The organism is Embleya sp. NPDC127516 (assembly GCF_044765325.1).
Lineage (GTDB): Bacteria > Actinomycetota > Actinomycetes > Streptomycetales > Streptomycetaceae > Embleya.
In genome coordinates this window covers 78733-91389 of the sequence record NZ_JBIWJT010000022.1, presented here as the reverse complement: position 1 = coordinate 91389, position 12657 = coordinate 78733, and the positions used below count along the sequence as shown (strand labels likewise).

Below are 12657 nucleotides of genomic sequence, written 5' to 3'. Positions count from 1 at the left end.
GAGCAAGGAGCGCAGCAGCATGTGCGGAATCGTGGGCTACATCGGCGCGCAGCAGGCCGCCCCCATCCTGCTCGAAGGACTCGCCCGGCTGGAGTACCGAGGCTACGACTCGGCCGGCATCGCGGTGCTGGGCGCGCGCGGCGCGGCCAAGGTGGTGCGTCGGGTGGGCCGCGTCCACGCGCTCGCGGCCGCCGTGCCGGCCAAGACCTCGGGCCGGGTCGGCATCGGACACACCCGCTGGGCCACCCACGGCGTGCCCTCGGAGACCAACGCGCATCCGCACGCTTCGGCGGACGGCCGGATCCAGGTCGTGCACAACGGGATCATCGACAACGCGGCGGCGTTGCGGGCCCGACTCACCGCGGAGGGGGTCGAACTGGCCTCCGACACCGACACCGAGGCGCTGGCGCACCTGATCGCCCGGGCGAACGAGGACACCCTGGAGGCGGCCGTGGTGGCCGCGCTCGCGCAGGTGACCGGGACGTACGCGATCGCCGTCGTGGACGCGGCGACCCCGGACCGGATCGTGGTGGCCCGGAACGGCTCGCCGCTGGTGATCGGGGTCGGCGAGCGGGAGATGTTCGTCGCGAGCGACGCCGCGGCCCTGGTCCGGCACACCAGTTCGGTCGTGCACCTGGAGGACGGCGAGTTGGCGAGCGTCACCGCGACCGGCTTCCGCACCTTCACCCGTGAGCACGAGGACGTCGCCAAGACGCCCACCACGGTCGAGCTCACCGTCGAGGAACTCGAACTCGCGGGCCACGAGCACTTCATGCACAAGGAGATCCACGAACAGCCCTCCTCCGTGGAGCGCATGCTGGGCGGGCGGCTCGACGACCGGTTCGGCTCGGCCCGGCTGGACGGACTGCGGATGGAGTTGCGCGAACTGCGCGGGTTCCGTCGGGTCAAGGTGCTCGGGTGCGGATCGGCCTACTACGTGGGCCAGTTGGGCGCCGGGCTGATCGAGGACCTGGCCCGGGTGCCCGCCGACGCCGAACCGGCCTCGGAGTTCCGCTACCGCAATCCGGTGATCGAGCCGGACACGCTGTACGTCGCGGTCAGCCAGTCCGGCGAGACCGCCGACACGTTGTTCGCGGTGCGCGAGATCCAGCGCAAGGGTGGTCGGGTGGTCGGCCTGGTCAACGTGGTCGGCTCGTCCATCGCGCGGCAGTGCGACGGCGGCATCTACCTGCACGCGGGGCCCGAGGTCTCGGTGGCCTCGACCAAGGCGCTGACCCACATGTCGGTGGGCTTCGCGCTGTTGGCGCTGGCGCTCGGTCGGGTGCACGACCTGTCGCACGTGGACGGCGCGCGGATCCTGGCCGGCCTTCAGGCGCTGCCCGGCCAGATCGCCGAGATCCTGGCCGACGAGCAGACCATCGCCGAAGCGGGGCGGCGGCTCGCGCACGCGCGCAGCCTGTTCTTCATCGGCCGGGTGCGGGGCTTCCCGGTCGCGCGGGAGGCGGCGCAGAAGTTCAAGGAGATCACCTACCGGCACGCCGAGGCGTACCCGAGCAGCGAGCTCAAGCACGGTCCGCTCGCGCTGATCGACGCCGACCTGCCGACGGTGGCGATCATCCCGGACGACGGCCTGGTCGGCCGCAATCTCGCGGCGGCACACGAGATCCGCGCGCGCGGCGGCCGGCTGACCGTGATCACCCACCCGGGAGTGGACCTCGGCGGCCTCGAAGCCGACCGGATCGACATCCCGCGCAACGAACCCGAACTCGACCCGATCCTGCTGACGATCCCCACTCAACTGCTGGCCTACCACGCGGCCCGAGCCCTCGGTGAGGACATCGACCGCCCCCGCAACCTCGCCAAGTCCGTCACGGTCGAGTAGGCCACTCGGTCCACCCGTCCCCCGTTGCCCACCCGGCCCGCTCGGCATCCCCGAGCGGGCCGGACGCATGTCCGGGCCTGCCTGCTCCGGCCCCACGACACCGGTACGGCAGTACGGCGACCCGCAAACGCACGCCGGCGACCGATCGGGGGGCCGTCCGGATCACCCGGAGAGACGACCTGCGGTGGGCAGGCCGGCCCGCGGCGGGGGAGTCTCGGGTGTGGACACCGCCCCCACCCTCCCTACCCTCGCGGCCCCAACGGCTCCACCCATCCCACCCGGCCCGAGCCCGCCTCGGACGCGATCCGCGCCCACCCCGTCGCCCGCCCGAGGCGCACTCTGCCGATCGAAGAACTATCGCGTTACATTGACTGTCGTCAGGAATGATAGATACTGGCTCCGCGACTCCCGCTGACACCAGGATGAGGTGCGCGCACATGGAGCTGTTTCCCTCCGCTCATGTCGACACGTTTTGTCGTGATCGACTGCCACCGGCCGAGTTGTGGCCCGAACTGCGTTTTGAATTGCCGGAATTGCGCTACCCGACTCGGCTCAACTGCGCCCGGGTGCTGTTGGACGACACCGTGCGCCGACTGGGTCCCGACCGGCGGTGTCTGGTCACGCTCGATGACGAGTGGACGTACGGTGACCTGCTGCTTCGGGCCGATCAGGTGGCCCGGGTGCTGACCGAGGAACTCGGCGTGGTGCCGGGCAACCGGGTGTTGTTGCGCGGCCCGAACAACCCGTGGCTGGTCGCCTGCTGGTTCGGCGTACTCAAGGCGGGTGGTGTCGTGGTCACCACGATGCCGCTGCTTCGGGCGCACGAGCTGACCACGCTGTGCGAGATCAGCGCGCCCACGGTCGCGCTGTGCGACCACCGTTTCCTGGAGGAGCTGGACGCGGCCCGGGTGCCGGGGCTGACCACCGTCGCCTACGGCGGCGACGCGCCGACCGACCTCGGCCGGCGCTGCGCGGACAAGAGCGGCGGGTTCGAGGCGGTGGACACCTCGGCCGACGACGTCGCGCTGATCGCGTTCACCTCCGGGACCACCGGGCGCCCCAAGGCCACCATGCACTTCCACCGCGACGTGTTGGCCAACTCCGACACCTTCTCGCGGCACATCCTCAAGCCCACCCCGGACGACCTGTTCGCGGGCACTCCGCCGCTGGGCTTCACCTTCGGTCTCGGCGGCCTGGTGGTCTTCCCGCTGCACGTCGGCGCGGCCACCCTGCTGCTCGAGCACGCCTCGCCCGAGCGGCTGGCCCGGATCATCGCCGACCACGGCGTCACCGTGCTGTTCACCGCGCCGACCGCGTACCGGGCGATCATGGGCGCGGGCCTGGCCGACCTGCTCAAGGGTGTCCGGCGGTGCGTGTCGGCGGGTGAGGCGCTGCCCGCGGAGACCTGGCACGACCTGCACGCGGCGACCGGGATCGAGCTGATCGACGGGATCGGCGCGACCGAACTGCTGCACGTGTTCGTCTCCGCCGCCGACCAGGACATCCGGCCCGGCGCGACCGGCCGAGCGGTGCCCGGCTTCGAGGCCGTGGTGCTCGACGCCGAGGGGCAGCGGGTCCCGGACGGTACGCCCGGGCAGCTCGCGGTCAAGGGGCCGACCGGCTGCCGGTACCTCGACGACCCGCGCCAGACCAGTTACGTGCGGGACGGCTGGAACATCACCGGCGACACCTACATCCGCGACGCCGACGGCTACCTCTGGTACCAGGCCCGCAGCGACGACATGATCGTCTCCTCCGGCTACAACATCGCCGGCCCCGAGGTCGAACTCGCCCTGGCCGCCCACCCGGACGTCGCGGAGTGCGGCGTGGTCGGCGCGCCGGACCCCAGACGCGGCCTGATCGTCAAGGCGTACGTCGTGCTGCGCGAGGGCGTGGCCGCCGACGCCGAGACCGCCACCCGCATCCAGACCTTCGTCAAGCAGGCCATCGCGCCGTACAAGTACCCGCGTGCGGTCGAGTTCGTGGCCACGCTGCCGCGCACCGGCAACGGCAAGCTGCGGCGCGGCGAACTGCGCGCCTGGGCCCAGGCGCCTACCGCGCCCGCACCGGCCGGACCGAAACCCCCGGCCCCGAACCCCCTTGCCCCGGAGACCTCGTGAAAGGCGACGAGATGCAGGACACCCGCCCGGCACAGACCGACCCGGCCGACTCGGCCGAGGCGGCCACGCTGCCCTCGGTGGTGATCGAGCGCCGGGTCGAATGGCAGGACACCGACGCCGCCGGCCACTACCACTACTCGGCGGTGCAGCGCTGGGTCGAGGCGGCGGAGGCGGTGCTGCTGCGCCGGCTGGGTGTGGCCGACCTGTTCGGCCGGATCCCGCGTGTGCACTTCGAGGCGGACTACCGCGAGCGGCTGTGGTTCGGCGAGTCCGCGCACATCGCGCTGGGGATCGCCCGGGTGGGCACCAGTTCGCTGCACTACACGTTCGAGGTGCGCGGCGAGCAGGGCGTCGCCGCGACCGGTCGGGTGTCCGTCGCGCACTGCCCGCCGGACGCCAAGGGTGCCTCGCCCTGGCCGGACGCGACGCGGGCCGCGCTCTCCAGCGGTGGCCCGCAACGACCGGAGTCGTACGCCTGACCGGCGCGCCGGTGCGAGGGCTCGAAGGCACCCGCGAGCCCTCGACCCGTGCCGGATATCGCGCCCTGTTGACGACCGTGGAATTTATTACATACGCTCGGGTAGGCCGGGAACATTGGAGGACGCTGTGCGCATCGCAGTCATCGGTGGCGGGCCGGGCGGGTTGTACTTCGCCGCCCTCGCCAAGCAGCTCTCGCCGGCCGCGGAGATCACCCTGTGGGAGCGCAACGCACCGGACGACGTGTTCGGCTTCGGCGTGGTCTTCTCCGACGAGACGCTGGACGGCATCGCGCAGGCCGACCCGGAGATCTTCGCCGCGATGTCCGCGGGCTTCGCTCGCTGGACCGACATCGACATCCGCTACGGCGGTCGCACCCTGACCTCCGGCGGGCACGGATTCGCCGCGCTGGGCCGGGAGCGACTGCTGCGCATCCTCCAGGAACGCTGCGCCGCGCTCGGCGTGGACCTGCGCTACCGCACCGAGGCACCCGACGTGGACGAACTGGCGCGCACCCACGACCTGGTGGTCGCCTCGGACGGCGTGCGCTCCGCGGTGCGCGAACGCTACGCCGACACCTTCCGGCCCGATCTCGACGAGCGCGGCTGCCGGTACATGTGGCTGGGCACCGACAAGGTCTTCGACGCGTTCACCTTCATCGTCGACAAGTTCGACTTCGGCGTGGTGCAGGTGCACGCGTATCCGTTCGACGACCGACGCAGCACCTTCATCGTCGAACTCGCCGAGGACGCCTGGCGCCGCGGCGGATTCGCCGAGTTCGCCGGCCGCGACCTGCCGCGCGGAGCCAGTGACGACGCGGGGATCGCGCGGTGCGAGGCGCTGCTGGCCGAACACCTGGACGGCCACCGGCTGATCCCGAACAACTCGCGCTGGATCAGGTTCAGCACCGTGCGCAACGCCTCGTGGCACCACGAGAACGTGGTCCTGCTCGGCGACGCCGCGCACACCGCGCACTTCTCCATCGGCTCGGGCACCAAGCTGGCGATGGAGGACGCGCTCGCGCTGGCCGCGTGCCTGAACGAGCACGCGGGCATCCCGGCCGCGCTGACCGCCTACGAGGCCGAGCGCAAGCCGGTGGTCGGCTCCACCCAGCGCGCCGCGCAGGCCAGCCTGGAGTGGTTCGAGAACATCGACCGCGCGGTCGGCCAGGCGCCCGAGCAGTTCGCCTTCAATCTGCTCACCCGCAGCCGCCGGGTCACCCACGCCAACCTGCTCGAACGCGACCCCGAGTTCGTCGCCCGGGTGGATGCCGCGTTCACCGCCGGGCGGCCGGACCGGGTGGACGCCGCGCCGATGTTCCAGCCCTTCCGGCTCGGGTCGGTCCGGCTGCGCAACCGCGTGTTGGTGCCGCCGATGGCCACCTACGCGGCCCGCGACGGCATCCCGGGACCGTTCGAGGCCGCGCACCTGGGCGCGCTCGCGCTCGGCGGCGCGAGCCTGGTCTTCGTGGGCATGACGGCCGTACTGCCCAACGGCCGGGCCACCGAGGCATGTCCGGGTCTGTGGTCGGACGCGCACGAGGCCGCGTGGCGCGAGGTGGTCACCCGGGTCAAGGAACAGGCCCCGGACGGCCCGCTGTTGGGCATCCAGCTCAGCCACGCCGGACGCCGCGCGGCGACCACCGTGCCGGACGCCGACGGTCGGAGCGTGCCGCTGGGCCCGAACGGCTGGCCGACGGTGGCCGCGTCGGCGATCCCATGGGACACCGCGAACGACTTCCGTCCGCGCGAGGCGGACCGCGCGGACCTGGACGCGATCACCGCCGCGTTCGCCGCCGCCGCCGCGCGGGCCGACCGGGCGGGCTTCGACGCGCTGGAACTCCAGTACGGCCACGGCCACCTGATGTCCGGCTTCCTGTCCCCGCTGACCAACCTGCGCGAGGACGAATACGGCGGCTCGCTCGCCGGCCGGCTGCGCTTCCCGATAGAGGTGCTGTCCGCGGTGCGGGCGGTGTGGCCGACGAACAAGCCGCTGGTGGTGCGCATCTCGGCGAGCGACTGGGCCCGGGGCGGCACCACCGAGGACGACGCGGTACGCATCGCCCGGGCACTGGCGGCGGCCGGCGCGGACGGGATCGACGTGTCCTCGGGCGAGGTGGTCGCGCACGAGCGGCCCGCCTACGGGCGCGGCTACCAGACCCCGTTCGCCGATCTGATCCGCAACGCGACCGGCGTGCCGACCATCGCGGTCGGTGCGATCTCCACCTACGACGACGTCAACTCGATCCTGCTCGCGGGTCGCGCCGACCTGTGCGCGGTCGGCCGCGCCCACCTGTACGACCCGATGTGGACGCTGCACGCCGCCGCCGAGCAGGGCTACACCGGACCCGGCGCGCCCTGGCCGAGCGCGTGGCGCCCCGGCAGCCGCAAGCCGCCCGGCGCGGGCAGCGACCGGGTGCCACCGCGACTGCACCTGCTGCGCGAGAGCGTCGAAGCGGTGCCGCGGCGCTGGCGGCCCGAGCCCGACCCGAGCCTGGTGGCCGTACCCGGCCGGCGCTGACCCGGACACGAGGAGCCCGACATGGACAGCCCCACCCCGCCGATCGTGCTGACCGGTGAACAACGCGACAACCCGCCCCGGTTCAAGGCCGCCGCCGTGCAGGCCTCGCCGGTCTACCTGGACGCGGCCGCCACGGTGGCCAAGGCGGTCGCGCTGATCCGCGAAGCCGCTGCCAACGGCGCCGCTTTGATCGTCTTCCCCGAGGTGTTCGTGCCGGGGTACCCGTACTGGAACTGGACGATGAACCCGGTCCAGGGCTCTCCCTGGTTCGAACGCCTGTACCGCTCCTCGGTGGACGTGCCCGGCCCGCACGTGGAGGCACTGCGCGCCGCCGCCCGGGCGGCCGGCGCGGTGGTGGTGATCGGCGTCAACGAGCGCGGCCCGCACAGCATGGGCGTGCTCTACAACACGATGCTGACCATCGACGCGGACGGCGAACTGATCGGGGTGCACCGCAAGCTGGTGCCCACCTGGGCGGAGAAGCTGACCTGGACCGGCGGCGACGGCAGCTCGCTGCGCGTGCACCCGACCGGGATCGGCCCGCTCGGCGTGCTCGCGTGCGGCGAGAACACCAACACGCTGGCCCGCTTCACCCTGCTCGCGCAGGGCGAACTCGTGCACGCCGCGAGCTACATCGCCCTGCCGGTGGCACCGGCCGACTACGACATGGCGGACGCCATCGCGGTGCGCACCGCCGCGCACAGCTTCGAGGGCAAGGTCTTCTCGGTGGTCGCGTGCTCGACCATCTCGCCGGAGATCGTGGACGCCATCGCCGGCGACGACGACGAGGTACGCAAGCAGCTCGGCCGCGAACGCAGCGCGCTCTCCGGGATCTTCGGCCCCGACGGCCGCCCGGTGACCGAACCGCTGATCGACGACGAGGGCATCGTCTACGCCGACATCGATCTCGCCAAGTGCATCCAGCCCAAGCAGATGCACGACATCGTCGGCCACTACAACCGCTTCGACATCTTCCGACTCAACGTCGACAACCGGCCCAGATCGCCGATCACCTTCACCCACGACAGTGCCCCCACGCCCCTCGCACCTGCCCCCGAGGAGGAGAAATGACCACCCAGGACGACAACATGCTCGGCCGGGCCCGAGTCACCGATACCCCGGAACTGAGCGCCTACTACGCCGAGTTGGCCGACCGCGAGGCCGGTGCGCTGTGGACCGTGGCGAACGAGATCGAGCCGTGGTACCCACAGCCCAAGTCGGTGCCCACACTGTGGCGCTACGCCGAACTGCGCCCCCTGGTACGCAAGGCGCTCGACCTGGTCAAGGCGGACGACGCGGGCCGCCGGGTGGTGATGCTGGTCAACCCCGGGCGCCGGGACGTCAGCGCCGCGGCCGGCCTGCTGTACACGGGCCTGCAGATCATGGGCCCGGGCGAGTCGATGACCGCCCACCGACACCAGGCCGCCGCGCTGCGCTTCGTCCTGGAGGGCACCGGCGCGTGGACCATCGTGGACGGCGAGAAACTCAAGGTCGGCGCCCGCGACTTCGCGATCACCCCGAACGGCACCTGGCACGAGCACGGCAACGAGTCCGACGACGCACCGGTGATCTGGCAGGACGGCCTGGACATCCCGCTGGTCAACGCGCTGGACGCGGGCTTCTACGAGGTGCACCCCGACGTGTACCAGGTGCCCGGCAAGGTGGTGAACTCCTCGGTTCTGACCTTCGGCGGCAACCTGGTGCCGTACGGCACCGAGCGGTGGACCCGGCCCTACTCGCCGCTGCTGGCCTGGCCGTGGGAGCCCACCTACCAGGCGCTGCTGGACCTGGCGAAGGCGAGCGAGGGATCGCCGTACGACGGCGTGATCATGGAGTACACCAACCCCGCCACCGGCGGCTCGGTGATGCCGACGATGAGCGCGCACATCCAACTCCTGCGCGCGAGCCAGGCGACGAAGGCGCACCGGCACACCGGTTCGGTCGTGTACACCGCGGCCAAGGGCCACGGCGTCTCGATCGTGGGCGGGCAGCGCTTCGAGTGGCACGAGGGCGACGTCTTCGCGGTCCCGGCCTGGGCCTGGCACGAACACGCCAACCTCGACCCGTCCGAGGACGCGGTGTTGTTCTCCTTCAACGACTTCCCGGTGATGCGCTCGCTCGGCTTCCACCGCGAAGAGGCGTACGTCGACAACGACGGACACCAGCCGACCCCCTGATCACCGGGGCGGCCGATCAGGCCGCGTGCCCACCGATCGCAGGCCCCGCGATTCCCAACCCCCACGACGATCCGGGCGGCGCGACCGTGCCGCCCGGACGCAAGGACAGTGAGGACACTCCCATGCGCCTGGTCACCTACACCGTCGACGGCACGACGCCCCGCCTGGGCGCCGAGGACGGCGCGCACGTGATCGACCTCGTCGCGCTCGCCGCCGCCGCGGACACCGAACTGCCCGGCGATCTGCTGTCGTTCATCCGCGCGGGCGCCGAGGCGTTCGACGCCGCGCGCGACCTGCTCGGCGGCGACCCGGCCGACCGGCCCGCCGCCGCCGTGCACGCGAGCGCCGACGTGCGGCTGCTCGCGCCGCTGCGGCCCGGGAAGATCATCGGCATCGGGCTCAACTACGTCGAGCACGTGGCCGAGTCCAACCGCACCCTGGACACCGCGAAGGAACTCCCGGATCGCCCGGTGCTGTTCGGCAAGCCCGCGACCGCGGTCACCGGCCCCGGCGCGCCGATTTTGCACAACGGCGACCTCACGCAGCAGCTCGACTGGGAGTGCGAACTCGCCGTCGTGATCGGGCGGACCGCGTACAAGGTGAGCGAGGCCGACGCGTGGGACCACGTGTTCGGGTACAGCATCATGAACGACATCAGCGCCCGCGACCAGCGCAGGTCCGGACAGTGGTTCTTCTCCAAGGGCCAGGACTCCTACGCGCCGTTCGGCCCCGCGGTGGTCACCGCCGACGACATCCCGGACGCGCAGGCGCTGGACCTGTCGCTGCGGGTCAACGGCGACGTCAAGCAGAAGTCCAACACCCGGCACATGCTCTTCGACATCCCGCGCCTGATCGCCGACATCTCCTCCGGAATGACCCTGGAGCCGGGCGACGTGATCTCCACGGGATCGCCGTCCGGCGTCGGCGCGGCCCAGGTCCCGCCGCAGTACCTGCGCCCCGGCGACGTGGTGGAGGCCACCGTGGAGCGGATCGGCACGCTGTCCAACCCGGTGATCGACGCCCGCTGACCCGCGGCTCGACCCCACCCCACACTCTCGGCTCGCAGTCGGCATCCAGCAGGAGGACCTCCGTGCGTCAACACCCCTACCGCATCGGCCAGATCGTGCCGAGCTCGAACGTCACGATGGAGACCGAGGTGCCCGCGATCCTGCGGGCGCGCGAAGCGGTCGCCCCGGAGCGCTTCACGTTCCACTCCAGTCGGATGCGGATGACACACGTCACGCCCGAGCAACTCAAGGCGATGGACGCCGACTCCGACCGCTGCGCCGTCGAACTCTCCGACGCGCGGGTGGACGTGCTCGGCTACGCGTGCCTGGTGGCGATCATGAGCATGGGCCTGGGCTACCACCGGGTCTCCGAGGAGCGCCTGCACACCCGGACCGTCGAGAACGGCGCGCCCGCGCCGGTGGTCACCAGCGCGGGCGCGCTCGTGCACGGGCTGCACACGATCGGCGCGCGCAAGGTCGCCCTGGTCGCGCCGTACATGCTGCCGCTGACCCGCACCGTGGTGGACTACCTGGGACACGAGGGCATCGAGGTGCTCGACTTCGAGGCGCTGGAGATCCCGGACAACCTCGACGTGGCCGCGCACGACCCGCTGCGCCTGCCGGGCATCGCGGAGCGGCTCGCCCACGCGGACGCGGACGCGGTGGTGTTGTCCGCGTGCGTGCAGATGCCCTCGCTGGCCGCGATCGAGGAGGCCGAGCAACGACTGGGCAAGCCGGTCGTCTCCGCCGCGGTGTGCACCGTGCACCAGATGTTGCGCGCCCTCGACCTGCCCGCCTTCGCGCCGGGGGCCGGACACCTGCTGTCCGGGAAGTTCGCCGAGGCGCCCCTGGGCGCCGCCTCCGCCGACGCGGGCTCGGTGACGTGAGCGCCCCGGGCCCGGACGACGCGCCGCTGGTACGGCTGCCTGTCGGCACGCTGCGCGGGCGGGCCGAGAACGGGCTCGCGGTCTTTCGCGGCATTCCGTACGCGGCGCCGCCGGTCGGCGAACTGCGCTGGCGGCCGGCCCGACCGCATCCGGGCTGGGCGGGGGTCCGGGACGCGGGCGAGTACGGACCCAGTGCCCCGCAGGTCGGGCTGGTCGACCCGGTCCTCGGCGGCCACGGCGCGCCGCCGTTCGACGAGGACTGCCTCACGCTGAACGTCTGGACACCGGGCCCGGACGACGCCCGCCGCCCGGTCCTGGTCTGGATCCACGGCGGCGGCTTCGTCAGCGGCTCCGGCACGCTGCCGATCTACGCGGGGGACACCTTCGCGCGCGACGGCGACCTGGTCGTGGTGAGCGTCTCCTACCGGATCGGCGCGCTCGGCTACCTCTACCTCGGGGCCAAGGACGACGCGGACGCCGGGAACTTCTGGCTGACCGACCAACTCGCCGCGCTGCGCTGGGTCCGGGAGCACATCGCGGCCTTCGGCGGCGACCCGGACGACATCACCGTCGCGGGCCAGTCGGGCGGCGCCTTCTCCACGGCGGCGCTGGCCGTACATCCGCAGGGCCGCGGCCTGTTCCACCGGGCGATCCTGCAGAGCCCGCCGCTGGGTGTGCGCACGCCCGACCGCGAGGAGGCGCTGCGGACCACGGCCGCGCTGCTGGAGGTGGCCGGCGTCCCCGACGTCGCGGGATTGCGCGCGCTGCCGTGGGAGGCGTTGGTCGAGGCCACCGTCGGCATGTTCGGGGTACAGGCCCGGTGGGGCCGATGGCCGGTGCCGTTCCTGCCCATGGTCGACGGTTCGACGCTGACCCGGCACCCGTTGGCGGCGCTCCTGGCCGGGGAGAATCCGGACCTGGACATCCTGCTCGGCTGGACCGCCGACGAGGCCGGCTTCGCGTTCGGGGCCAACGAGATGTACGCGCGGGCCACGTTCGAGCAGGTCCGGGCACGTTTCGACGAGGCGTTCGGCGCGCGGGGCGGGGAGGCGTACGAGATCTTCGCCGCCGAGCGTCCGGGGGCAACCGCCCTCGAACTGCTGACCGATCTGGTCTCCGAGGAGCTGTTCCGGCTGCCGGGCACGGCCCTCGCGGAAGGTCTGGCCGCACAGGAACGGCCGGTGTGGCTCTACCAGTTCGACTACGCGACGCCCGCCTACGGGGGCCGGCTGGGCGCCGCGCACTGCCTGGAGTTGCCGTTCACGTTCCGCAACGCGGACCGGTGGGCACACGCACCGTTCCTGGCCGGGGTCGAGCCGAAGACCCTGGACGGGCTGGGCGCGGCGATGCACGACGCGTGGATCGCGTTCGTCCGCACCGGCGACCCCAACCACGCCGGACTGCCCGCGTGGGAGCGGTACACGACACCGACCCGGGCGGCGATGCGCTTCGCGGCGGCCTGCGAGCCGGGGACGGACCCGGTCGGCGCGGCCAAGCGCGGGTTGTACGGGGCCGGCGGGGCCGACGGGAGGGGCTGAGCGCGGGTGGCGGGCCGGTGTCGGCCGGCCCGAGGGGGTGGGGAGCGGGGGTTTCGAGGGGCCGCCGGATGGTTCGCGAGCGCGGCCG

At 72.4% G+C, this 12657-nt stretch carries 9 protein-coding genes; all 9 read left to right on the top strand.

Annotated elements, in window-relative coordinates; genetic code table 11:
- The first annotated feature begins 19 nt into the window (after positions 1–19).
- The 9 genes from glmS (at position 20) to ACIRL2_RS34885 (ending at position 12569) form a co-directional block, all read left to right on the top strand.
- Positions 20–1843: a glutamine--fructose-6-phosphate transaminase (isomerizing) gene (gene glmS, locus ACIRL2_RS34925; RefSeq protein WP_402237609.1), complete on the top strand. Its 1824-nt coding sequence runs from the start codon at positions 20–22 to the stop codon at positions 1841–1843.
- 437 nt (positions 1844–2280) lie between these two features.
- The gene (locus tag ACIRL2_RS34920) at positions 2281–3963 is read left to right on the top strand and encodes an AMP-binding protein (protein ID WP_395859405.1); all 1683 of its coding nucleotides are present in this window, start codon (positions 2281–2283) and stop codon (positions 3961–3963) included.
- Positions 3960–4442: an acyl-CoA thioesterase gene (locus ACIRL2_RS34915; RefSeq protein ID WP_395859403.1), complete on the top strand. Its 483-nt coding sequence runs from the start codon at positions 3960–3962 to the stop codon at positions 4440–4442. Before ACIRL2_RS34920 ends, ACIRL2_RS34915 begins: the two co-directional genes overlap by 4 nt.
- 127 nt (positions 4443–4569) lie before the next feature.
- Positions 4570–6960 (top strand): FAD-dependent monooxygenase, encoded by a 2391-nt coding sequence (locus ACIRL2_RS34910; RefSeq protein ID WP_402237606.1) that lies wholly within the window; start codon positions 4570–4572, stop codon positions 6958–6960.
- A gap of 21 nt (positions 6961–6981) precedes the next feature.
- Entirely contained in the window at positions 6982–8031 is a 1050-nt protein-coding gene (locus tag ACIRL2_RS34905) for a carbon-nitrogen hydrolase family protein (protein ID WP_395859401.1), read from the top strand.
- Positions 8028–9137 (top strand): cupin domain-containing protein, encoded by a 1110-nt coding sequence (locus ACIRL2_RS34900; RefSeq protein WP_402237603.1) that lies wholly within the window; start codon positions 8028–8030, stop codon positions 9135–9137. Before ACIRL2_RS34905 ends, ACIRL2_RS34900 begins: the two co-directional genes overlap by 4 nt.
- Before the next feature lie 122 nt (positions 9138–9259).
- Entirely contained in the window at positions 9260–10165 is a 906-nt protein-coding gene (locus ACIRL2_RS34895; protein WP_402237600.1) for a fumarylacetoacetate hydrolase family protein, read from the top strand.
- Positions 10166–10227: 62 nt separating this feature from the next.
- Positions 10228–11031: an Asp/Glu racemase gene (locus tag ACIRL2_RS34890; RefSeq protein ID WP_402237598.1), complete on the top strand. Its 804-nt coding sequence runs from the start codon at positions 10228–10230 to the stop codon at positions 11029–11031.
- Positions 11028–12569 carry a carboxylesterase/lipase family protein gene (locus tag ACIRL2_RS34885; RefSeq protein WP_402237596.1) on the top strand — a complete coding sequence of 514 codons (1542 nt, stop codon included), beginning with the start codon at positions 11028–11030 and terminating at the stop codon, positions 12567–12569. The genes ACIRL2_RS34890 and ACIRL2_RS34885 overlap by 4 nt, the downstream gene beginning before the upstream one ends.
- Positions 12570–12657: the final 88 nt, after the last annotated feature.

Coding starts and splice junctions, on each gene's coding strand:
- glmS (WP_402237609.1), top strand. CDS start 20: ATGTGCGGAATCGTGGGCTACATCGGCGCGCAGCAGGCCGCCCCCATC.
- ACIRL2_RS34920 (WP_395859405.1), top strand. CDS start 2,281: ATGGAGCTGTTTCCCTCCGCTCATGTCGACACGTTTTGTCGTGATCGA.
- ACIRL2_RS34905 (WP_395859401.1), top strand. CDS start 6,982: ATGGACAGCCCCACCCCGCCGATCGTGCTGACCGGTGAACAACGCGAC.
- ACIRL2_RS34900 (WP_402237603.1), top strand. CDS start 8,028: ATGACCACCCAGGACGACAACATGCTCGGCCGGGCCCGAGTCACCGAT.
- ACIRL2_RS34895 (WP_402237600.1), top strand. CDS start 9,260: ATGCGCCTGGTCACCTACACCGTCGACGGCACGACGCCCCGCCTGGGC.